The sequence below is a fragment of the Shewanella sp. 30m-14 genome, from assembly GCF_052977125.1.
On record NZ_JBRILW010000008.1, the window covers coordinates 39,323 to 62,601 of the forward strand.

The window sequence follows — 23,279 nt, forward strand, 5'->3', positions numbered from 1 at the left end:
GCGCGAGGATTTAGGTGAAAAATGAAGTCACCAATGACGAATGAGCGGGATAGAAAACAATGATATTGCAGAGTAATGCCAAATTTTAGGCAAAAAAAAGCCCCTATAAATAGAGGCTTTTTCCAAGATGCTTAAACAAGTAATTACTTGATTTTAGCTTCTTTGTACATAACGTGCTGACGAACAACTGGATCAAATTTCTTGATTTCCATTTTTTCAGGCATGTTACGTTTGTTTTTTTCAGTCGTGTAGAAGTGACCAGTGTTAGCGCTAGAAACTAGCTTGATCTTCTCACGATTACCTTTAGCTTTAGCCATGGTTTATTACACCTTCTCGCCGCGGGCACGAAGTTCAGCAATAACAACTTCAATACCTTTTTTATCGATGATACGCATACCTTTAGTAGATATACGTAGCTGTACGAAACGCTTTTCGTTTTCTAACCAGAAACGGTGGTTCTGTAGGTTAGGTAAAAAACGACGACGCGTTGAATTCTTCGCGTGCGAACGGTTGTTACCAACCATTGGTCGCTTGCCAGTTACTTGGCATACTCTTGACATGTCAATCTTCTCCAAAACAATATATTTAACGCTCGAGCATTAATGCACCTCGAACACGGCCGTCGCCTGAGGCACACAACAGAGGGCGCATTTTATACAGGATCTAAAATCAAAGATCAAGGGATAGATTAATCTATCCATCCCCGTTCAGCGAAAGAAACTATCTCTCGATCGCCCACAACCATATGGTCCAACAAGGAAACATCGATGGTTTGTAAGGCTTGTTTCAATCGCTCAGTAATTCGTCTATCGGCTGAACTTAGTTCTGCAATCCCTGAGGGGTGATTGTGACACACGATTACAGCCGCAGCGTTTTTTTCAAGCACTAGGCTCACCACTTCACGTGGATAAACCGATGCTGAATTGATTGTGCCCCTAAATAATTCAACGAATTGAATCACCCTATGTTGACTATCTAACAATAAAATAGCGAACACTTCGTAAGCACGATCAGACAATTGTCTCATTAAATAGTCCCGAGTTAAATCAGGATCAGATAAAAAATTTCCTCTTTGTAGTTTTTCTTGCGAAATTCGCGTACCTAATTCCACTGCAGCCTGTATTTGCGCAAATTTTACCGGACCTATTCCATCTTGCCTACAAACTTGCATTTGAGACGCGCTAAGCAGGCCTCTAAGCCCCCCAAACTCATTTAGCATAGTTCTTGCCAGCTCAACAGCACTTAAGCCTTTTACGCCAATCCTAAGCAATACCGCCAATAATTCAGCATCCGATAACTGCTTCACCCCGTTATTTAATAATTTTTCTCGCGGTGCTTCCCCTTCGGGCCAATCCTTAATCGCCATCACAACCTCCCTGTTGTTTTCTTCTATGAGTATGGTCTAGATTTTTGGAAGTTGTTCATCACCATTTAGCGGTTTGTGATATCTTAGGCCGCAACATCTGCAGCGTGATGAAACATTTATCGCCAAAGTGATTATGGAAAGAGTTAAGTATGGGTCTCAATAACAAAAAAGTACTGCTGGGCATCGGCGGCGGCATAGCCGCATACAAATCTGCTGACCTAGTACGGAAATTAAAAGAGCGCGGCGCAGACGTCCGCGTGGTTATGAGTCAAAGTGCGCAGGAATTTATTACTCCGCTCACTTTGCAGGCACTTTCAGGCTATCCGGTAGCAACCGATCTGCTTGATCCCACGGCCGAAGCGTCCATGGGGCATATCGAATTAGCACGCTGGGCCGACTTAGTCATTATTGCCCCAGCGACAGCAAACCTTATCGCACGCATAAACGCTGGCATGGCAGACGAGTTAATTACAACGACCTGCTTAGCCACCGAGGCACCTGTGGTACTTTGCCCGGCAATGAACCAACAGATGTACCGCAACAGCGCAACCCAAGCCAACTTAACGCAAGTGGCGCAGCGAGGTTTACAGATTTGGGGGCCAGATTCAGGCTCACAAGCTTGCGGTGAAGTCGGTCCTGGCAGAATGCTTGAACCTGTCGCTATTGCCGACAAGGCCGTTGATTTTTTTGGCCCTAAATTACTGCAAGGTATGTCACTGCTACTCACAGCGGGTCCTACCCGTGAAGCGATTGATCCTGTGCGTTATATTTCCAACCATAGCTCAGGCAAGATGGGCTTTGCACTGGCTAAAGCGGCAGCGCAGATGGGCGCAGAGGTGACTCTGGTCGCAGGCCCTGTCAATTTAGCGACGCCAGCAGGCGTGACTCGCATTAATGTTGAGTCGGCTCAAGAGATGTTAGACGCGGTGATGCCGCAGGTTGAACAGCATCAAATCTTTATCGGCTGCGCAGCCGTTGCCGATTACCGAATCGCTGAAGTCGCAGAAAATAAAATTAAAAAATCAGCTGAGCAGATGCAGCTTGCGCTAGTGCGAAATCCTGATATCTTAGCCAGCGTTGCCAGCCATGCTAACCGACCATTTACCGTCGGATTTGCAGCTGAAACCAATGATGTAGAGCAATATGCTCGTGGTAAGTTAAGCCGTAAAAAGCTCGATATGATTGCCGCTAACGATGTATCTAATAGCGACATTGGTTTTAATAGCGACGCGAATGCATTGAGCGTGTTTTGGAGCGATGGTAGTCAAGAGCTACCCGCTGTTGATAAAGACACGCTAGCCAAGCAATTGCTCACCCTAATAGCGAATAAAATAAAAAACTAATGAAGACACCAATCGAATTAAAAATCCTCGATTCACGGATCGGCACAGAATTTCCGCTACCCGCTTACGCCACACCAGGCAGTGCAGGCATGGATCTTCGCGCCATCACCGACACCCAGCTAACAATACAGCCGGGTGAAACCGTACTTATCCCGACAGGCATTGCTATTCACGTGGCAGACCCTAGTTTAGCTGCGGTGATTTTACCTCGCTCAGGCCTTGGCCATAAGCACGGTATCGTATTGGGTAATCTTGTTGGACTTATCGATTCTGACTACCAAGGACCATTAATGGTCTCTTGCTGGAATCGTGGCAGTGAGCCTTTTACAATCGAAATTGGTGATAGACTCGCGCAGCTGGTATTTGTACCGGTTGTACAGGCTGAATTTAAACTTGTCGATGAGTTTGATCAGTCTGATCGCGGCGCAGGTGGATTTGGCCACTCAGGAACCAAATAACAGATTTCAGCGAACCTCGCGTAATCAATTTAAATGGATAGCATGGAGCAAAGTTTCCTTGCCGTCTCGCTCAGTAGTAATCGAGTGAAGGACAGATAAATGGCTGCAAGCCCTAAGATAAATCGTCGTGAGCATATCCTCCAATGCTTAGCGACAATGCTAGAAACGAGCCCAGGACAACGGATCACCACAGCTAAATTAGCCGCAGAAGTTGGCGTATCAGAAGCGGCGCTCTACCGTCACTTTCCTAGCAAGGCGCGTATGTTTGAAGGACTCATTGAGTTTATCGAAGAATCGCTACTCTCTCGTATCAACCTGATCATGGACGAAGAAAAAGACACCATGAAACGTTGCCAGCAACTCTTGCAACTATTGTTGGTGTTTGCCGAGCGCAACCCAGGGATCTCGCGAGTATTAAACGGTGATGCACTACTGGGTGAAAACGAACGCCTGCGTAGCCGTATTAGCCAGTTATTCTCGAAGATTGAAACGCATTTAAAGCAAATTTTACGCGAGAAGAGTCTACGTGAAGGTAAAGGCTTTGAGCTCGATGAAGCCGTGTTAGCTAACTTACTGCTTGCTGTAGCCGAAGGCCGCATCGCTCAGTTTGTGCGTAGTGAGTTTAAGCTCAAGCCGACCAAGCACTTTAATGAACAGTGGACTTTCATCCAACAGCAACTGCTTCAAAGCTAACGCAGCTTAAAAAGCCACTGCGGATCTAGCATTACAATGTCTCAAATAGAAAAACCGACTAAATTAGTCGGTTTTTCTTATCTCCAATGCGGTTTTCGGTGTATATTTACAGCAAATAGCGCTATTCTCCCGTCCTCTCTAAATACAATGCAAATAGTTGCCACTCAAACTATTCATTTTTTCATGAGATAACTTATTTTTTTGAGATAACTTAGTCTCAATAAGACTGACGGCCCTAGTACACTGGATACGAAAATCACCACTCATTGTTTATGGTGAAGGAGGAACTTATGACATCAAGAGAAGCAATCCTCAGTGAATCTGCTCAAATAGTAAAAGCTGCATTAATGGAGCGCGGCTTAGAAACGCCGATGCTACCTAGCGAGCTAACCGCTGAAGTACGCAAAGACAAGATTGAGCATCATATGCGTGAGATCTTGACCTTAATGTCACTGGATTTAAGCGATGACAGCTTAGCGGATACACCACGTCGTATCGCCAAAATGTATGTCGATGAAATATTCTCAGGCCTAGACTACGCCAACTTTCCAAAGATCACCGTCATCGAAAACAAGATGGGCTTTGATGAAATGGTTAAGGTTAACGACATCAGCTTAACCAGTACTTGTGAACATCACTTAGTCACCATCGACGGTGTGGCAACCGTGGCTTACCTACCACGTGAGAACATTATCGGTCTGTCTAAAATTAACCGTATCGTGCGTTTCTTTGCTCAGCGCCCTCAGGTGCAAGAGCGTCTGACACAACAGGTTCTAGTGGCGCTACAGGCGTTATTAGGCACTCAAGATGTAGCGGTTAAGATGGATGCGGTGCATTACTGCGTCAAATCTCGTGGCGTGATGGACTCAACCAGCTCAACCACCACCACAGCGCTAGGCGGCAAATTTAAGTCAAACCCAGCGACAAGGGCTGAATTCTTAAGTAACTAAGAGTTTAGCAACTAAGAGCTAAGTAATTAAGGTAAAAGAAGGTTCTAGGTTCTAGGACGCTTCGCTTCGAGGACGGCCTTCGGCCTGCTAGGAAAAGCAAAGCCGAAAACGGAACACTCGTAGACTCGTTCACGGATAACAGAACGGCCTTCGGCCTTACCGAAATTAAAAGCAGATACGAACGCTTCGCTACAGTAGGCGGAACGTTCGTAGACTCACTTACAGAACGCTCCTAGCTTACGGTAAAACAGCATAAAAAATGCCGCGATTACATTTAACTGTAGTCGCGGCATTTATCTTTTCCGTAAGCGCAGCGTTCCGTTATCCGTAAGCGCAGCGTTCTGTAGCCGAAGGCGTTCTACGCTTTAAATCCCATACTGGTCGCGGTAAGCGCTTACTGATGCAAGCTGCGCTTCCATACCCGTGTTTTCTGACAGGTAGTTAATCAAGTCTTCGAGCTTAATGATAGACACGATGTCACAGCCAAAGTCGCGCTCAACTTCTTGAATCGCAGAAAGCTCGCCCTTACCCTTCTCTTGGCGGTCAAGGGCAATCAGTACGCCCGCAAGTGATGCCTTATGCGCCTGGATGATCTCCATAGACTCACGAATAGCCGTACCAGCAGTAATCACGTCATCAACCAACATTACGCGTCCTTGAAGCTCGCTACCCACCAAGCTGCCACCTTCGCCGTGCTCTTTCTTCTCTTTACGGTTAAAGCAGTAAGGCATATCGATATCGTGATGATCACACAGCGCTACCGCAGTCGTGGTTGCGATTGGAATACCTTTGTAGGCAGGGCCAAATAGCAAGTCATACTCAATACCCGAATCAACCAATGCCGCCGCGTAGAAACGACCTAGACGCGCTAAATCACGGCCAGTGTTAAACAGGCCAGCGTTAAAGAAATAAGGGCTAGTGCGGCCTGACTTTAACGTAAATTCGCCAAATCGAAGTACCTGACGCTCTAGGGCAAATTCAATAAACTCACGTTGATAGGCTTTCACAATCTCTCCTTAAAAATGTAGGGGGTAATACTCTATGTATTATTTAGTAGTATTTAGTATTAGTTGATTTTTTTTACTTACAAAAAGGACCCCGAAGGGCCCTAATAACAAAAACGATGATTAGCTCAATGACGCTTTCTGGATATCAACGATTTCGCGAATACCGTGCTTAGCCAAATCAAGTAAACTTAATAGCTCTTCATGGCTAAATGGCTCACCTTCAGCTGTTCCCTGGATCTCGATGATCTTACCAGTTTCAGTCATTACCACGTTCATGTCAGTTTCAGCAGCGCTATCTTCGATATATTCTAAATCGCAGATTGGCTCGCCTTTATAAATACCAACACTGACCGCAGCAATAAGGAACTTAAGCGGGTTAGTCTTTAAGATACCTTTACCACGAGCCCAGTTAAGCGCGTCAACTAGTGCAACACATGCGCCAGTTATCGCAGCGGTACGTGTACCACCGTCAGCTTGAATCACATCACAATCGATAACAATGGTGTTTTCGCCTAGTAGCTTCATGTCTACCGCAGCGCGTAGTGAACGACCAATTAGACGTTGAATTTCTTGAGTACGACCAGACTGCTTACCGCGAGCGGCTTCGCGCTGCATACGGCTATGCGTTGAACGTGGCAACATGCCATATTCAGCCGTTACCCAACCTTGACCTTGGCCTTTAAGGAAACGCGGTACGCCTTCTTCAAAACTAGCGGTACACAGCACTTTAGTATCACCGAACTCAACTAAAACCGAACCTTCGGCGTGAGCAGTAAACTGACGAGTAATAGTCACAGGGCGAGACTGTGCTGGAGTTCTGTTGCTTGGGCGCATGATGAATTCCTGTATATAAGGGCATTGGGGTAATTTGGCTGCATATTATAGGGACATGTTAGCCACTATGCTATCTGAATCATAAAACAGAGACCCAAAAAACCTAAGCTCAATCACATTGCCTAAGCCTATTACTTACCGCGGCCTAAAATGCTCGCGAACACCCAATCTCATCGAGTTTGCACGCGTAAAATTAACACTAATACCTGCACCTGCAATTTATTTGAGTATATAATCACTACTCACTTAGACGAACTACACTGGAAATCATCCATGATCCAAAGCATGACAGCCTACGCTCGCATTGAGCACAAAGCAGATTGGGGCACCGCCTCTTGGGAAATCCGTTCAGTTAATCAGCGTTACTTAGAAACCTATTTACGCCTACCAGAACATTTCCGCAGCTTGGAGCCTGTTCTTAGAGATCGTCTACGTAAACGCCTTAACCGCGGTAAAGTCGAAGTCAACCTTCGCTATGACCTAAACGAAAAGAGCGACAGCGAACTACAACTTAACCAAGATCTAGCCAAGCAAATTATCAACGCCGCTAACTGGGTTAAAAACGAAGCTGGCCAAGGCGAGCTTAACGTGGTTGATGTACTGCGCTGGCCAGGTGTGATGTCAGGCTCTGAGCAAGACATGGATGCCTTAGCTAAAGAGTTGTTAGTGGCTTTTGATTCGGCAATCGATCAATTTATCGAAGCCCGTGGCCGTGAAGGTGATGCCATCAACACCATGCTGCAAACCCGTCTTGACCAAATCGTTGAGCAAGTCGCCGTTGTCCGCGGTCACATGCCAACAGTTATGCAATGGCAGCGTGACAAGCTAACTAACCGTTTAGCCGAAATCACCGGTGAACTAGACCCTGCTCGTTTAGAGCAAGAGATGGTACTACTCGCGCAAAAGATGGATGTTGCCGAAGAGATGGACCGTCTTGACGCCCACGTAGCAGAAACTCGCCGTATTCTTAAGAAAGGTGGCGCACAAGGTCGCCGTCTAGACTTTATGATGCAAGAGTTCAACCGTGAGTCAAACACCCTAGCGTCTAAGTCAATCAGCGCAGATGTGACTGCAGCAGCAGTAGAGCTTAAAGTGCTTATCGAGCAGATGCGTGAGCAGATCCAGAACGTAGAGTAAGCTTTTTGCGTTTATAGAAGTCGCTTAAAAAGCCAAGCAGCAAAATATAAGTAGAGCCCAGTTTACCGCTGGGCTTTTGTTTGCCTTTAGTCTGTCGTTATGGGATGTCAGCTCAGCATATGTCGATAAAACCTGATTTTAACGACATAAAACTAACGAACCTTAAAGTCTGCTGATAACGTTTGCCAATGAGCTTGCAAAGCGTCTTTATGCTCATCTAGCATAGGCAGTGCTTCGAGCATCTCTGGCCACATAGAGCGAGCCTTCTCTATCGTATCGAGAAGATGTGGTTTAATTGCAACCCATGGAACACCTACCGTATTTGACCATTTCTCAAAATGCTGCAACGTCATTTCATACCACTGTTTTGACTTGGCCATATTCAAAGCTAGGCTGTCATCTTGTATGTAAGGAGCTGTGAATACCACATCATAGAGCGGTGACAAACGAGGAGAACGTTGATCTTGGTAGATGATGGTCCAATTCTTAAGGTGAGCATCACCATTACCTAACAGTATATTAATCAGTAATCTTCTCGCCATTTGCTGTATATCACCCAAGCGATCATTACTTGTACGGAATAGTACCTGCCCTAATTGTTCATAGTTAACTTTCTGATATTTATCTGTAGGATATAGGCCAAAAATTTGAGCAAAGTCTTCTGTATGCACTCGCCCTTCATCAGTACGATCAAAACGTTTTATACCATAAGCGTATGTTTCATCGGGGAGTCTGATATTTGGTAATCCCTCTAACTCATTGAGTTTGATTAAGCGTATATCTGGGATTTTTGCGCCTGCAGCTTCGGCTAACTTCATACAGGTATATTCATTGACAGACACACCTTTATGCACCGTTGAAGGCGTTTTAATAATCCACATATCTTCAGAGATTTCCTGATCAATGTGATAGCGACCATCTACATGAGAAGATGAGAATTTCATCTGTACACCAGCAAGCGAGAATTTAGTATCTGCATGTTTAACGTTAATCTGCTGTGGTTCGGTCACTAAACGTTGTTCTAATGCCCAAATTGGCATTTTACCTGCCCTGATAGGCGTCGCCACCAATGCACCAGGCAAATTAGTCCCCAAATAGGCCAAAATCGAGAACTCGTTATTTACGTGACATTGAAGCGCTTTCGCCACTATATCTCTTAAGATCCCTTCTGGTAATAAATTAGATAATACAGGTGGTATTTTTTCACTGCGGATTTGAGGCTTAGAAAAATAACTAGGATCTTGAAGCTGTCTAAGTGTAAGCACGGGTCTTTCATGCTTGGGCATTGCAATATATTCAGGGTTAAAACTAAGTATGTTCTTTCCGCCAGCATAATGAGCAACAACGCCAATATCGACACCGTGTAGCTGAATATTCAATCCTTCTACTTGCTCTGTTTGTTTGCTCATTTCTGATCCTCAGATCCAAACCAAAACCCTAAATCATCCGAATCATCTTCTAGCGATTCAACACTGGCATCACTTGAAGCGACTTCTAATCTAGGTTGATCAATATTGCTTCCCTTAGGGGTAATAGATAATTCCATATTTAAGCCATCTAGAACACGTAATAGAGTAGACAACTTCATATCGCTACCCGCTTCGATACGCTGATATTGCTGCTGCTTCATACCGATACGCATATACATATCTTTTTGTTCCATCTGGAGCTGTTTACGTCGAGATGAAAGTAGTTTGGAAATTTGCTCAATCGTCATCACACCCAACCTCAAACAATAGAAAAGTTGTACACAAACATATAAACAACATATTAGTTGTAAAGCTAGCTATAAACAACTTATCTGATGTATTAAGCCATCAATACAACTTAATAGTTGTAAATATACTTTAAAGGATCGATAGTCAGAGCTCTACAAACAGATCCAGAACGTAGAGTAACTGCTTCTGAGCTTGTGAAAATCGTTATAAAAGACAAGCAGTAAAATATGAGTAGAGCCCAGCTAAATGCTGGGCTTTTTGTTGCCGGAAAATCAGTATTACTAATTCCGTTGATAAGTTTGAGCACCACTACTTATTTCTATTAATCAATTCGGTTACTCTTAGCTAACTTCAAATGATAAAAGCATTTTTCATGAACCAAACCGGCATATACGAGCAACTGATAACTCAATTGGTCGAACAGAAATTAGATCGCAAAGCTTTCTATGTTGGCGAACGTTCATTAGAAAATGGCGAAGCAGCTTCTTGGTTATCACGCTTTTTGACTCGAATTATCGAAATAGCAATAGACTCTGTACCTAATGGCAATGATCGCGTTTTTGAGCAAATCAGTTTAGCCAATAAAGTCATCGAATGGCTTAGTTCTAATATTGCCGATAGTGAGCTGATTACCGAAAATCTCATTGATAGCCAAGGCAAAATTCTGACAGCATTGCTCGATAAGCAAAACCCAATATCATCAGATTTTCCAAAGTACATTGAAGGTATCATGCCGCTAACAGGACTCACTCAAAGCGAACTGTTTTGCGGAAGTAATGCTGGCGTATCTCTTGAAACAGAAATAAAGCGTGAAATTCAGTCATCCGATAAAATCTATTGGTTAGTCTCATTTATTAAATGGGCTGGGATCAGGATCTTTAAAAAGGAACTAGAAGAATTTACTCGCTATGGTAAGCAGTTAAAAGTTATCACTACCTCCTATATGGGAGCGACTGACGCTAAGGCCGTTGAATTTTTAGCATCTTTGCCAAATACGGAAGTAAAGCTGAGCTACAACACCAACAGAGAACGCTTACACGCAAAGTCCTATCTATTTATGCGTAACTCGAGCTTTCATACTGGTTATATCGGTTCATCCAACCTGTCACACTCAGCTTTAACCAGTGGATTAGAGTGGAACTTAAAGATCACCTCGCAAGAGATCCCGCATATTATTGAAAAGTCTCTCAGTACATTTGAAACCTACTGGGAATCACCTGATTTCGAATATTTTGATGGTAAGACCCAAAGCAAAGAGCGCTTAGTTAACGCGTTGCAAGAAGCCAGAGGCACCTACGATACATCCTCACAAAGCTTTTATTTTGATATCAAACCCCATTCCCATCAGCGAGCCATCTTAGACAAACTAAAAGTTGAACGGGAATTACACGGTAGGTATCGAAACCTCGTTGTCGCGGCTACTGGAACAGGAAAAACCATCATTTCAGCATTTGATTTCGCTGAATTTTATGAGGCTAATCCTCAAGCTAAGTTTCTATTTCTAGCTCATAGAGAGGAAATTTTAAAGCAAGCGAGAAGTGCATATCGCGGCGTTTTAAAAAGTAGCCAATTTGGTGAGCTACTCGTTGGGCAAAATAAACCACAAAAGTTTAATCAGTTATTCGCATCAATCCAAAGCTTAAACAATCAACTCGCGACCATTCAATTAACCGAAGATTACTTTGATTACATTGTTATCGATGAAGTCCATCACATAGCTGCAAACAGTTACCGTGCGATTCTGGAACACTTTAAGCCACAAATATTACTCGGTTTAACAGCCACACCAGAGCGCCATGATGGCGCCGATATTCTTAAAGATTTCTGCAATGTCATTGCTGCTGAAATCAGATTACCAGAAGCCATTAATCAACGTCATTTATCACCGTTCCAATACTTCGCTGTTGATGATAATACCGATCTCACAAATATTTCATGGGCTAAAGGCCGCTATGATGTCGCTGAACTGACCAAGCTCTACACTTACAATGACCAAAGGGTCTTTCGAATACTGCAAAGCTTAGAAGAAATTGTCACAGACATATCGCAGATGCGCGCATTGGCGTTTTGCGTAAGCAAAGATCACGCTAACTTCATGGCGCAAAAGTTCACTTTAAGCAATATTCCTTGCGGCGTACTAACAAGTGACAATTCAAAAGAACGAGACATTCAGCTGCAACGTTTAAAATCGAAAGACATTAACGTTTTGTTTGTGGTTGATATATTCAACGAAGGTGTCGATATTCCAGAGCTGGATACATTACTGTTTTTAAGACCTACAGAAAGCTTAACCATATTTCTTCAGCAGCTAGGACGTGGGTTAAGACTAACTAAAGATAAAGAGTGCTGCACTGTCATTGATTTTGTTGGTAACTCTCGCCCTGAGTATGATTTTTCCCATAAGTTTAGAGCGCTTATCGGCAAAACAAACCAATCTATTTCAAAAGAGATCAAACAAGGGTTTCCACATTTACCTTTAGGATGTCGAATAGAGCTGCAAGAAAAAACACAGCAAATGATCTTAAAGAACATATCGCTAGCAACCTTAAACAAAAATAGACTGCTTAGCTTAATTTCAAACTACGCTAACGCGACAGATTTACCCCTCACGCTAGCAAACTTTCTACATATCTATCCTGACTTGTCATTAGAGGATATCTATAAAGTAAAAGTGGGTAAGTTTGGTGGTTGGCGAGCACTTGTAGAAACAAGCAGTGGAGAAGAGATACAGCAGAACGAACTAGACATTTATGCCGCTTACTATCGTGCAATCAACAATCGTTTATTAAGTTGTACTTCGATCTCTTATTTACTGTTCATCAAAGCCTTGTGTGAAAGTGATTTTTCACTACCAACCCAAGCTGGTGTTGAGCCGAAAGATGAGCAACACAATCAGCTTTTCTCAACCATGTGCCATTATGACTTTTGGGATAAAACAGGCAAGCAAGCTGGATTTGATACTATTGAGCATAGTTTGTTTGCACTCAAACATAAGAAACTGCAAGACGAGCTTAGTGACGTGATTTCGCAGCTCATTGAACGCTTAGCGACACAAGAATTTAAGATGTCTGCCGTAGGCAATACAGTAGTGGATAACTCGCCATTGAAGATGCATGTACGTTATCCCAAGGAACATATATTAGTCGCGTTTGGCGATAGTACATTTGATAAGAAATCATCGAGTAGAGAAGGTGTACTCAATATTGCAGATGCCAATACCGAACTTCTGTTTGTTACCTTAGATAAATGCGAAAAGCAGTTTTCAGCAACGACCATGTACCATGACTACGCGATCAGCCCTACGCTATTTCATTGGCAAACCCAGAACAGCGCCAAGCCAACCTCAGGTAGAGGATTAAGCTATATAAAGCAGCAAGAAAACAACAAGACATTCATCTTATTTGTTAGAGAACAAGCTAAAGATGAATACGGAAAAACCATGGGATTTGTCAATTTTGGTCCAGTAGACTTTGTTAAGCATGAAGGCTCTCAACCAATGAATATTACGTGGAAGCTAAAACAAGCTATGCCTGCATATATGTGGCATGACACAGCTAAGCTAGCTGTTGGCTAATAGATTACTTTGCTAAACCGATCCACCAGCCTATTTCGACATCACAAAACGAGTGGCTTTACGCCACTCGCTCATTTAAGCAACCTCAACCGCCCCCACTAACTAGCCTGTTTTCTTAAACACTGTTTTCTAATTTAAAGTCATTGCCAAACGCGACGCGTTCAACAAATAAACACCTTTTGAAATATCCTTACAAAATAAGTGGTTACAACACCAAGAAATTAGCTGCTCAAGCCAGAAATTGTGCGTTTTATAGGCCAGCTAAACCGCAACAAGTATTTTACTTTTCATTTCGTTGTTTAGGCTAAATCCCATTGCTACCATCCGCGCACTTTCCATTTGAAGTTATTTGTCATGCCAACTTGCGAGCAGCCAAAAGCTGAAAAGTTAGACCCTGAACACGTAAACTCTGAACAGCCACACAATGAAAAGTTACCCTCAAAAATGCTAAATCCTATCTTAGTTCAAGGCGCGATGGACGTTGAAGTCGAGACGCTTGTTGCCGCTCTAAACGATGTAAAACAAAAGACATATGGTGCGTGGACGTTCTGGCAAGGTCTATTAGATGGCTACCCAGTTGTGGTGTCGCGTACCGAGATTGGTTTGGCTAACGCTGCCGCATCTACCACTTTGGGCATTGCGCACTACCAGCCAAAAGTTATCATCAATCAGGGCACCTCTGGTGGCCACGATCCAAAGCTATTTCGCTCTGACATCGTGATTGGTGCAACCAGCTTTAATATGGGCGCTTACAAAATTGAGTTCGTTGAAAAAGGCCAAGGCATACACCCAACCACTTGGCAGAACTTCGATATGCCAATGTACCTACGTGAAAACGGTGTTGTAGTTGAGCACAATCATTTTAAAGCCGACCCAGCGCTAGTTGAAATCGCCCTTTCGCAAGCAAGCAGCTACACCCAAGGTAAAGTGGTACTGGGTAGAATTGGTAGCTGTGACGAATGGAACCGTGAAGTTGACCGTATTAACTGGTTCCACGAGACCATGGGTACCTCAGTTGAAGAGATGGAAACCTCAGCGGCTGCGCAAGTTGCCGAAGCTTACAAGCTACCTTTTGTGAGTATTCGTGTGCTGTCTAATACCGACCAACATAAGCAAGACTTTGAGCCGCAAACGGCGATTGATTGTCAGGTGTATGTGCTTGATGTCATCAAGGCATTAATTAAGACCTTTTAAAGCCAGTTTAAAAAAAGCATCTAATCAACAAGATGAGTGACGGGAATAACAATGGTATTCCCGCCTGCTTTCGCTCGCTTTTAAAACGGTAATTTAACGCTCAATCGCGCAAATATGAGCCTGAGCGTTAGCTAATCCCTTTCTTTAACTTAGAGAGTAATAGACAAAACAAATGCAAATTTTAATCAGTATTGTTGGCATCATTGCCCTACTTTCAGTGGCTTTTCTGGCGTCTGAAAATCGTAAAGCCATTAACTACCGCACGGTTGGTTTGGCATTTTTACTGCAGTTAATCATGGGTGCGTTTGTCATCTACTCATCGTTCGGTCAGGCGGTGATTTTTAATATGGCAGAAGTGGTTTCAACCGTGATTGGCTACAGCAGTGAAGGCATGTCATTTATGTTTGGCGGCCTTGTTAGCGATAAGATGTATGAACTGTTTGGCCCGGGTGGTTTTGTTATCGCCTTTAAAGTGCTACCGATTATCGTGTTTTTCTCGGCAATTTCGGCGGTGCTGTACTATCTCGGAATCATGCAATGGGTGGTTCGCATTGTGGGTGGCGCACTGCAAAAAATCCTTAATACCAGCAAGGCAGAATCTATGTCTGCCAGTGCCAATATCTTCTTAGGTGTCACTGAGGCGCCACTGCTGATTAAGCCTTATATTCCTAAGATGAGCCGTGCAGAATTGTTTGCGGTAATGTGTGGTGGTTTAGCCTCGATTGCCGGCACCATGCTAGCGGGTTATGCCCAGCTTGGGATTAAGATGGAATATCTGTTAGCGGCTTCGTTTATGGCGGCTCCGGGTGGCTTACTGTTTGCTAAGTTATTAATCCCGCAAACTGAGAAAGTAAACGATCAAGACCTAACCGTTGTTGAAGAAAATCCACCTGCTAACATTATTGATGCAGCCACCACTGGCACCATGAACGGCCTGTCGTTAGCCATGGCTGTGGGCGCAATGCTGTTTGCCTTTGTCAGCTTAGTGGCGCTAATGAATGGCATGCTAGGTGGCATTGGTAATTGGTTTGGCTTTGACGGCCTAAGCTTGCAGCTAATTTTAGGCTACCTGTTTGCCCCTGTTGCTTGGTTGATGGGTGTGGCGTGGGATGAAGCGCTATTAGCAGGTTCTTTTATCGGCCAGAAGATTGTGATTAACGAGTTCTTTGCTTATATCAACTTAGCCCCATACCTAAGCGGTGATGCGATTGTTGCAGCAACAGGCATGCCTATGTCTGAGCGCACCCAAGTGATTCTATCGTTTGCACTGTGTGGCTTTGCTAACCTTGGTACTGTTGCGATTGCAATTGCCGGTATTGGTGGCTTAGTGCCAGAGCGTCGCTCTGAAATTGCATCACTAGGCTTAAAAGCGTTGTTTGCTGGTATCTTGTCTAACCTAATGGCAGCAACGATTGCCGGTTTATTTATGAGCTTTGTTTAATCAGCCCATTTTCATCCGCTAATTAGCCAACAGGCCCATATGGCGTAATGTCATATGGGCCTGTTTGCTTTACACGCGACAACCGTTAAAACCTGATTGACACGCTATAGAGTGAAAGAGTCTGGACGTTAACAAAATCTTTTGATAATCAATCGCTTTTCACTAAATCATCACCACGCGTCATTGGGGTGATATTGGCTCTGGCTTGCTGGACTGCGGTTTCGGCGTCGCCGGCGCAAATCGCTTGTACCAATGCCTGATGGCTAGACGCACTGTCTGACAGGTCATAATCTTGGTGCGTCAGCGCAATGTACGCCTGCAGTGGATATAAGATCTGCTTATATTGATTCTTCATGCGTTCACTGCCGCAGATCTCAATAATCAGCTGGTGTAATTGCCAATCCATTTCGCTAATACGGCGAGTATCAGTGCTGTGTTGCAAGCAAAGCAGTTGGTATTCTTGGAAAAAATCGGCTAAGCGCGCTTTATCATCACTGCTGGCCCACTTGGCAGCCATTGCAGCCGCTTCGCCTTCTAGCGCAACACGCAAATGGTATAGCTCCCACAAATCTTGCTCGTTAATCTCAACCACTTGCCAGCCTGAATAGGGCTTTTGGATCACTAAGCCCTCATTCACTAACGAGTTCAGCGCCATACGCACTGTGCTACGCGATAGCTCTAACTGCTTGGCTAGCGCGCTCTCCACCAGCTTTTCGCCTAACTTGATGTGACCCTCCAATATATGCGTTCGCAGATAACGGATGGCTTGAGACTCCAAACTTTCTTTCGTGATTTTCATATCGTTTACTGATGACTCAACTATTTAGGTTAACTTTATAGCTCAACTTTTTAGCTCAACTTTTTAGCTCAGCATGGCTTCTCGGACAAACTGCATAAAACTATGAGCTTGTGGCGATAACGACTTATTCTTGCGGGTTAAAATATAGTAAGCGCGCTGATGACGCACTTTTAGCTCTGGAAATGGCATCACTAAGCGACCATCAGCTAACTCCTCTTGGATCTGCTGATAGGCACAAACGGCTACGCCTAAGCCACTCATTGCTAGCGACATTACTACCTGGCTTTCACTGGCATAATGGCACTTTTGTAGCTCTAGTCGAGCGACTGGATAATAATTTAGCCAGTACTTCCAATCGAAGTTATCGCGGTCATGAATAATGTTGGCATCAGCTAAGTCTGCAGGCACCGTCAAAGGTTTACGCTTGAGGTATTCAGGCGAGCAAACGGGTACATAATCAAGACTACACAAAAACTGCGAATCAAAGCCTTCCCAGTCACCATCGCCCCACTTTATCGCCAATTCAGTTTGCGGTAAAAAATCAAAATGATTAGTCGTCAGCATCTGCCCGACCAATAACGTAGGGTACTGAGCTAAAAACTTAGGTAATAATTTGCTGACAACCTGTCGACTAAAAACCGGTTCCATCTCAATATGTAAAGTGTAATGCTCAGCATTATTATGAAAGCCATCAACTACGCCCATTAACTCCTGGATCGGCTGATTGACCTGTAACAGTAATCGCTGACCATCTTCGGTTAACTGCACTTGTCTGCCGCCGCGATAAAACAGCTTTGTACGCAGCACCGCTTCAAGCTTGGCAACTTGCTGGCTAATGGCTGACTGAGTCAGGCATAGCTCACGGCTAGCCTCGGTAAAGCTTTGTTTATCTGCCACCGCTTTAAATGCCATAAACCAAGATAACTGCGGTAAACGGGCACTTGAACTAGCTTGAGTTGTATTCATAACATCCTGCGATAGTAAGCCCCTATACAAACATGAGTATAAGGGCGTTGCTTGATTAGCGGCTTTACTTTGAAAAAGCTTAGCAGCCTGGCTTAAAGCGCAACACCGTCTCTAAACGTTGGTCTTTCTGGTACAGGCTACAATAGCTATAACCAATCTCTTCAATATTGGTCTGCTGGCCTTGAGCGACAGTGCCAACTTTGGCAACGATGCGCTCAGCAACACTTTCTACACCTTCTTCGGCGCGCATGATACCAGATGCGTCAATATCTATATCTTCATTTAGCAAATATTGGTTACCGCTCACACGGATCACTGGCACGATAGGATTATTAAAGCCTGCGCCGCCGGTTGTCCATAAAATCAGATGCGCGCCCAGTGCCGCAAAGTGCATTCCCGCGCTGCCACATAGGTGCGTGGCTTCCGATAGATAAAAACCTCGCGTGGTGGGTTTTTCATGTACGAGGTGATTAATCTGCAATACATCTTGGATTGGGCGTGTACCGGTTTTACTCAGCGCACCAAAAGACTTTTCTTCTAGTGTGGTTAAGCCGCCCACACTGTTACCAATACTCATGGTTTCCACTTCTGCGCCATCTACATGCCAACGCGCTTCTTCTTGCTGAATAAGGCGCTCTAGTTTATCGGCGACCTCTGGCGATACTGCGCGCTGACGTAGAATCGCTTCACAACCAACGAGTTCAATCAATTCACCGGCAATGGCGGTTGCACCGATATCAACTAAGGTGTCTACCGCACGGCCAACACTTGGATTAGAGGCAATACCTGAACTGGTATCTGAACCACCACATTTAACCCCGATAACTAGCTCTGATATCGGCGTTTCGACTCGCGGCGCTGCATTAGCAGCTTGCTGTAACTCTTGTGCTAACGTCTTACCTTGAGTAATGGTTGAGCGCGTGCCTTGCTGCTTGATGCACACCAATGAAAAAGCAGGGCGGCCGCTAGCGCGAATTGGCGCAGCCACGATTTCAGGATCAATACTGCCACAGCCCATCGCGAGTACCAGTACACCAGCCACATTCGGATTATTGCCCGTATGTATCATGGTGTTGATCATCTCTTCGTTACCACCATACATACAGGTGTTGTAGTTAGTGACCACAATACCGTTATCGATACTGTCGGCAATAGCGCGAGCGATGCCGTCACAACATTCATCAACTGCCATAATCAGTACATGATTACGAATACCCACGCTGCCATCGCTGCGGCCAAAACCCATAAATGTGCTCATCATGCTTGCTCAATCCCCATCTGTTTAATGATTTCTTGAATAATGTTGTCGGGAATGTCTAGACGTTGGCTACGCACATTTTGCACATGTGCCAATTGACCACGAGGTATGGCCATAATGGCTACGCCAACGGGGTAACTCGCTTTAGTAATAAGCTGCAGGTTGGCAATATCGGTTAACGCCACTTTATTACCAAAGGTAATGGCTTGCAGGCAGGTCACAACATCTATGACTTGGTTATTGGTTGAGATAATGGCTATCTCATCGCCTTTAGTGGCATCTACGAGTAGCGTGGCGACGTTGTCGCTTGGGTCGAGCTGAATGGCTTTTTTCATTCTGTTTAGCGCTAGATTGTCAGACAATCCTACAATTTAATTGTTTTTTGCTATTTATCAATCCACAAATATCGATATTGAGCCCTAAAATAGCGGCCAGTTATATGAAATGTGATGCAACATCCACTTTAAGAGATATCTCTTTTGCTAATAACAAAACGTAATTAGTCATTTTACCTACAAGTAGTCAGTGTATGTCGCCACCCGCAAATGTGGTTATCTGCTTTAAAAAGGCGATACCGCCGACACTAAGGGACGCTAAGCAACACAAGATAGTAACAGTACTCACACAAGCTCAACCTCACCCCAAATATAACTACATTTATCGAATGATTCAGCAATCACAGTATTAAAACGCCCTTGGTGAGCCATCTCCCACTATTACATTTTGTAATGACTGAATAAGCTTTTATTGTTGTCACTCAGCGCCTTCTTCGCTCAAAATCCGCCCGAATAAAAATTCCCTGTGCGGTTTACCCTATAACGTAAATCGCACTATTACTTTTGTAAGGATGTAGTCGTGACTGATTTAACAACGGCACCAGTGACAGATGAAACTGTTACTCAGCAATCCCCCGTTCAAAATGATAAAGTTCAAAACGACAAACTACTGATCTCAGTGAGTTTGGCTGTTGTATTTGCTGTCGTCATGATGCTGATCTTTAACCCAGATCAAGTACAAGCTGCTGGTAAATCGGCTTTTGCTGCATTAACCAATACCTTTGGTTCTTTCATCCAGCTGTTTGCCTTTGCTGCTGTGTGTACCATGCTGTACATCGCGGTAAGCCGCTACGGCACCATTAAACTGGGCGAAGGCGAGCCTGAATACAGCAACATGAGCTGGTTATTCATGTTTATCTGTGCCGGTTTAGGTTCAGCGACCATGTACTGGGCGTTCATGGAATGGGCTTACTACTACAACGGTATTGGTCTGAACATTGAAGGCCAGAGCAACGAAGCGCTGCGTACTAGCTTGTCTTACGTGATGTTCCACTGGGGTATTACGCCTTGGGCTATCTATGGCCTAGCGTCTATCACTATGGCGTACCATTTCCACGTTAACCGCGCTAAAGGCCTAAACCTGTCATCGCTTATGGTGTCTATTCTAGGTATGAAAGAAGACAGCACAGCTAGCCGTGTAATGGGACGTTCTCTGGATCTGATCTTCTTATTCGCGACGTTTGGCGGCCTAATCTTAACGACAACAGTAACGGTAAATACGGTTTCAACCGGCTTCTCTGAACTGTTTGGCATGGAAAATACCTTTGCGATCAAGGCTATTTTACTGGCACTGATCACCCTGACCTTTACCCTAAGCTCTTACATCGGTATTGCTGAAGGTCTACAAAAAATCGCTCATGCTGCTTGTGGTATGTGCTTTGTGTTTGCTGTGATAGTACTAGTACTGGGCGACACAGGCTTTATCGTTGATTTCTTTGTTAACTCGCTAGGTCTGACACTAACTAACTTTGTTGAGATGAGCCTATTTACTGATGCGACAAATGGCGGCACCTTCAACAAAGATTGGACTGTGTTCTACTGGTTATACTGGTTCACTTACACGCCAGCGGTAGCAATTTTCGTTACCCGTATCTCTAAAGGTCGTACGATTCGCCAGGTTGTTTTAGGTCTAATGGCGGGTGGTTGTGGTGGTTGTTGGTTCTTCTTCGGCGCGCTAACTGGCTACTCAGTTGATGCAATGGTAGATGGCATAGTGAATGCACCCGCTCTACTAAACAGCGCTAATGGCGACATCGCAGTGGCTCAGCTAATTGCTAACCTGCCATTTGGTACCATCTTGTCGGTATTCTACTTCGTGCTAATGATGTTGTTCCTAGCTTCTCACTTAGATGCTACCGCGTTCACCGTAGCTGCAGTAAGCACCAAGAACCTAAAGCAAGGTCAAGATCCAACTCGTGGTCTACGCGTGTTCTGGTGTGTGATGCTAAGTCTATTACCACTAGCAATGCTGTATATCAATGCTTCACTGGATACATTGAAAACAGCGGTAACCCTAACTGCGGCACCATTTGTAATCGTACTGATGCTGTGTATGTTTGGCCTAAAGAAATTCCTGTCAAACCACAAGTTTGATGACGTTGCAGAGAAATAAATCATGTTGAAAATTACCGATATTGAAGTCATCCACCTACGCGTACCTTCGATGGATGCCGAGTGTGAATGGGGCGAAGACGCCGTCATTGTTAAAGTGCACACAGATAAAGGTATCGTGGGTATTGGTGAAGCTGACTCTAGTCCACTAGTGGTTCAAGCTTGTATCGAAGCGCCACAAACTAACTTCTACTGTAACGGCCTAAAGCGTCTGTTGATCGGTGAAAACGCGCTAGAAATTGAGCGTCTGTGGAACAAGATGTACTGGGGTTCTAACTACATGGGTCGTCGCGGTGCCGGCATCCACGCTATTAGCGCCATCGATATTGCTCTGTGGGATATCGCCGGTCAGTTCTACGGCGTACCAGTACACACGCTTCTAGGTGGTAAATACCGCGAGAAGATCCGTTGTTACGGTACCTTTATTCCGGCTGATAAGCCTGAAGACAACGTGGCGATTGTGCAGGGCTTGAAAGACCAGGGCTTTACTAGCATTAAGTTTGGCGGCGGCGTGATGGGCGATGACCCAGACACTGACTACGCGATTGTTAAAGCAGTGCGCGAAGCAGCAGGTCCAGAGATGGAAGTGCAGATTGACTTAGCGTCTAAGTGGCACACTTGTGGTCATTCAGCCATGATGGCGAAACGTCTTGAAGAGTTTAACCTGAACTGGATTGAAGAGCCGGTTTTGGCAGATAGTCTTATCAGCTATGAAAAGCTGTCTCGCCAAGTGTCACAAAAGATTGCTGGCGGTGAGTCTTTAACGACGCGTTATGAGTTCCAAGAGTTCATCACTAAGTCTAACGCCGATATCGTTCAGCCAGACATCACCCGTTGTGGTGGTATCACTGAAATGAAGAAGATTTACGACATCGCGCAGATGAACGGTACTCAGCTGATCCCGCATGGCTTCAGCACCGGCATTTTGTTGCATGCTTCAGTGCACTTCTTAGCCGCTTGTGAGCAAGGCACCTTGATGGAGTTCTCTCAAAGCAGCAGCCCGTTATTCACCAGCTTAGTGAAAAACCAACTGCAGTTCGACAACGGCTATGTAGCTGTATGTGATAAGCCAGGTTTAGGTATCGAGCTAGATGAAGAGTTGATTGCCAAGTACCGCGTAAATTAGCATCGCGTAAATTAGTATCGCGCGAACTAATAGCGTTAACTTTATCCGCTAAACAACAATGCCAGTAAGTGACAGCTTACTGGCATTTTTTTATGCCCCTTAGTCATTAATAACCTCACTTACCACTACACACTTTGTTGCTAGCAAATCTGGTAGCTTTGCTAGTGTTTTTTATCAGCAAGAGACATACTCTAGCCTAGATACATTAGATTTTTGGATAGCTTAATGTGTGGTCGGCTAAATATTATTGATGACATGTTTGTACAAGCGCTGATGCAAGACTTGCAGGTAAAGAACGCTGAGGAGATGCTGTTTGGGCGCTTCAAGATACCCACCAACGACATTAGTATCGTGCGTGAAATTGATGGCGAGCGCCGCTTACAGACCGCCACTTGGTGGTTACTGCTTGAAACTTGTTATGAGGGCTTTAAACCCAGCCGTTACACTTCTTTTAATACTCGATTTGATAAGTTAAATACACCCAACAGCGCAGGCTTTAACGCATTTAGAGAGAGTCGCTGTGTGATTGTCGCTAGCGGTTTTGGTGAAACCGATAAAAGGGGTAAAGAGACTTACTATCATGACTTTATTGCCGAGAATTCGGCGATGGCATTTGGTGGCTTGTTTCGCGAGTGGCAACACCCTAAAACAGGGGAAATAACCACATCATGCTCCATCATTACCAATCCGCCCCATCCTGATCTTATGCCGTTTCATAGCAAGGCTAGCCCGATGATTTTGCCGCAAAATGATGAGGTGCTCGATGCGTGGTTAAATCCTGCGAACCAGCAGGTGGAGATGTTTGATGATCTGCTCAAGCCAACATTGAGACATGACTTTACTGTGCAACAAATAAATAAGCCGAGTCAGTATCAACCTATCGGTCAAACTACTCGGCTTATTCCTAACGACTATTATTCCTAACGACAACTATGTCTAACCGCTAGCATTGAACATCACGCTGTCGC

The 23,279-nt window shown here is 44.5% G+C and carries 22 protein-coding genes; 11 read left to right on the top strand and 11 right to left on the bottom strand.

All coding sequences use genetic code 11. From position 1 onward, the window contains the following. Nucleotides 1–143 precede the first annotated feature (143 nt). The 3 genes from rpmG to radC all read right to left on the bottom strand — a co-directional run bounded on the left by rpmG (nucleotide 144) and on the right by radC (nucleotide 1,366). A complete protein-coding gene (rpmG, locus tag ACVBIU_RS07920) occupies nucleotides 144–317 on the bottom strand; it encodes a 50S ribosomal protein L33 (RefSeq protein ID WP_012275560.1) in 174 nt (57 codons plus the stop codon). Between the two features lie 6 nt (nucleotides 318–323). Further along, a complete protein-coding gene (rpmB, locus tag ACVBIU_RS07925; protein ID WP_012157028.1) occupies nucleotides 324–560 on the bottom strand; it encodes a 50S ribosomal protein L28 in 237 nt (78 codons plus the stop codon). Nucleotides 561–688: 128 nt separating this feature from the next. Further along, nucleotides 689–1,366: a RadC family protein gene (radC, locus tag ACVBIU_RS07930; RefSeq protein WP_447163459.1), complete on the bottom strand. Its 678-nt coding sequence runs from the start codon at nucleotides 1,364–1,366 to the stop codon at nucleotides 689–691. A gap of 149 nt (nucleotides 1,367–1,515) precedes the next feature. Between radC and coaBC the strand changes: the two genes are divergently transcribed. From coaBC to folE, 4 genes are all read left to right on the top strand, one after another. Next, nucleotides 1,516–2,709, top strand: coding sequence for a bifunctional phosphopantothenoylcysteine decarboxylase/phosphopantothenate--cysteine ligase CoaBC (gene coaBC / locus ACVBIU_RS07935; RefSeq protein ID WP_447162696.1), 1,194 nt, complete (start codon nucleotides 1,516–1,518; stop codon nucleotides 2,707–2,709). Next, nucleotides 2,709–3,167, top strand: a complete 459-nt coding sequence (gene dut, locus ACVBIU_RS07940) for a dUTP diphosphatase (RefSeq protein WP_447162697.1) — start codon at nucleotides 2,709–2,711, stop codon at nucleotides 3,165–3,167. Before coaBC ends, dut begins: the two co-directional genes overlap by 1 nt. A gap of 99 nt (nucleotides 3,168–3,266) precedes the next feature. Then, complete coding sequence (slmA, locus tag ACVBIU_RS07945) at nucleotides 3,267–3,860, top strand: nucleoid occlusion factor SlmA (protein ID WP_220760941.1); 594 nt, start codon at nucleotides 3,267–3,269, stop codon at nucleotides 3,858–3,860. A gap of 290 nt (nucleotides 3,861–4,150) precedes the next feature. Next, nucleotides 4,151–4,810, top strand: coding sequence for a GTP cyclohydrolase I FolE (gene folE / locus ACVBIU_RS07950; protein WP_447162698.1), 660 nt, complete (start codon nucleotides 4,151–4,153; stop codon nucleotides 4,808–4,810). Nucleotides 4,811–5,175: 365 nt separating this feature from the next. Here the strand turns inward: folE and pyrE are convergent, their stop codons facing one another. Together pyrE and rph are read right to left on the bottom strand one after the other, a co-directional pair. Beyond that, nucleotides 5,176–5,817: an orotate phosphoribosyltransferase gene (gene pyrE / locus ACVBIU_RS07955; RefSeq protein ID WP_447161734.1), complete on the bottom strand. Its 642-nt coding sequence runs from the start codon at nucleotides 5,815–5,817 to the stop codon at nucleotides 5,176–5,178. A 120-nt stretch (nucleotides 5,818–5,937) separates the two neighbouring features. After that, nucleotides 5,938–6,651, bottom strand: a complete 714-nt coding sequence (rph, locus tag ACVBIU_RS07960) for a ribonuclease PH (protein ID WP_012157036.1) — start codon at nucleotides 6,649–6,651, stop codon at nucleotides 5,938–5,940. A gap of 273 nt (nucleotides 6,652–6,924) precedes the next feature. Here rph and ACVBIU_RS07965 point away from each other — a divergent pair, with 273 nt between their 5' ends. Then, nucleotides 6,925–7,788 (top strand): YicC/YloC family endoribonuclease, encoded by an 864-nt coding sequence (locus ACVBIU_RS07965; protein WP_447163460.1) that lies wholly within the window; start codon nucleotides 6,925–6,927, stop codon nucleotides 7,786–7,788. A gap of 152 nt (nucleotides 7,789–7,940) precedes the next feature. Here ACVBIU_RS07965 and ACVBIU_RS07970 read toward each other — a convergent pair whose 3' ends face one another. Then, nucleotides 7,941–9,197, bottom strand: a complete 1,257-nt coding sequence (locus ACVBIU_RS07970; protein ID WP_447163461.1) for a type II toxin-antitoxin system HipA family toxin — start codon at nucleotides 9,195–9,197, stop codon at nucleotides 7,941–7,943. Continuing rightward, nucleotides 9,194–9,505: a helix-turn-helix domain-containing protein gene (locus ACVBIU_RS07975; RefSeq protein WP_447163462.1), complete on the bottom strand. Its 312-nt coding sequence runs from the start codon at nucleotides 9,503–9,505 to the stop codon at nucleotides 9,194–9,196. The genes ACVBIU_RS07970 and ACVBIU_RS07975 overlap by 4 nt, the downstream gene beginning before the upstream one ends. Nucleotides 9,506–9,879: 374 nt before the next feature. Between ACVBIU_RS07975 and ACVBIU_RS07980 the strand changes: the two genes are divergently transcribed. From ACVBIU_RS07980 to ACVBIU_RS07990, 3 genes are all read left to right on the top strand, one after another. After that, entirely contained in the window at nucleotides 9,880–13,080 is a 3,201-nt protein-coding gene (locus tag ACVBIU_RS07980; RefSeq protein ID WP_447163463.1) for a DUF3427 domain-containing protein, read from the top strand. 354 nt (nucleotides 13,081–13,434) lie between these two features. Beyond that, the gene (locus tag ACVBIU_RS07985; RefSeq protein ID WP_447163464.1) at nucleotides 13,435–14,274 is read left to right on the top strand and encodes a 5'-methylthioadenosine/S-adenosylhomocysteine nucleosidase; all 840 of its coding nucleotides are present in this window, start codon (nucleotides 13,435–13,437) and stop codon (nucleotides 14,272–14,274) included. 172 nt (nucleotides 14,275–14,446) lie between these two features. Next, complete coding sequence (locus ACVBIU_RS07990) at nucleotides 14,447–15,715, top strand: NupC/NupG family nucleoside CNT transporter (RefSeq protein ID WP_447163465.1); 1,269 nt, start codon at nucleotides 14,447–14,449, stop codon at nucleotides 15,713–15,715. A 148-nt stretch (nucleotides 15,716–15,863) separates the two neighbouring features. On the opposite strand, the gene ACVBIU_RS07995 is transcribed toward ACVBIU_RS07990, so the two are convergent. The 4 genes from ACVBIU_RS07995 to ACVBIU_RS08010 all read right to left on the bottom strand — a co-directional run bounded on the left by ACVBIU_RS07995 (nucleotide 15,864) and on the right by ACVBIU_RS08010 (nucleotide 19,073). After that, nucleotides 15,864–16,514 (bottom strand): GntR family transcriptional regulator, encoded by a 651-nt coding sequence (locus tag ACVBIU_RS07995; RefSeq protein WP_447163466.1) that lies wholly within the window; start codon nucleotides 16,512–16,514, stop codon nucleotides 15,864–15,866. A 63-nt stretch (nucleotides 16,515–16,577) separates the two neighbouring features. Then, the gene (locus ACVBIU_RS08000) at nucleotides 16,578–17,480 is read right to left on the bottom strand and encodes a LysR substrate-binding domain-containing protein (protein ID WP_447163467.1); all 903 of its coding nucleotides are present in this window, start codon (nucleotides 17,478–17,480) and stop codon (nucleotides 16,578–16,580) included. A 79-nt stretch (nucleotides 17,481–17,559) separates the two neighbouring features. Further along, a complete protein-coding gene (locus tag ACVBIU_RS08005; protein ID WP_447163468.1) occupies nucleotides 17,560–18,741 on the bottom strand; it encodes a UxaA family hydrolase in 1,182 nt (393 codons plus the stop codon). Then, on the bottom strand, nucleotides 18,738–19,073 hold the full coding sequence (locus ACVBIU_RS08010) for a carbohydrate kinase (RefSeq protein ID WP_447163469.1): 336 nt from the start codon (nucleotides 19,071–19,073) through the stop codon (nucleotides 18,738–18,740). The genes ACVBIU_RS08005 and ACVBIU_RS08010 overlap by 4 nt, the downstream gene beginning before the upstream one ends. A 520-nt stretch (nucleotides 19,074–19,593) precedes the next feature. Between ACVBIU_RS08010 and ACVBIU_RS08015 the strand changes: the two genes are divergently transcribed. The 3 genes from ACVBIU_RS08015 (at nucleotide 19,594) to ACVBIU_RS08025 (ending at nucleotide 23,235) form a co-directional block, all read left to right on the top strand. Next, the gene (locus ACVBIU_RS08015) at nucleotides 19,594–21,186 is read left to right on the top strand and encodes a BCCT family transporter (RefSeq protein WP_447161764.1); all 1,593 of its coding nucleotides are present in this window, start codon (nucleotides 19,594–19,596) and stop codon (nucleotides 21,184–21,186) included. A gap of 3 nt (nucleotides 21,187–21,189) precedes the next feature. Further along, nucleotides 21,190–22,311: a mandelate racemase/muconate lactonizing enzyme family protein gene (locus tag ACVBIU_RS08020; RefSeq protein ID WP_447163470.1), complete on the top strand. Its 1,122-nt coding sequence runs from the start codon at nucleotides 21,190–21,192 to the stop codon at nucleotides 22,309–22,311. A 225-nt stretch (nucleotides 22,312–22,536) separates the two neighbouring features. Next, nucleotides 22,537–23,235, top strand: coding sequence for an SOS response-associated peptidase family protein (locus ACVBIU_RS08025; RefSeq protein ID WP_447163471.1), 699 nt, complete (start codon nucleotides 22,537–22,539; stop codon nucleotides 23,233–23,235). Nucleotides 23,236–23,279: the final 44 nt, after the last annotated feature.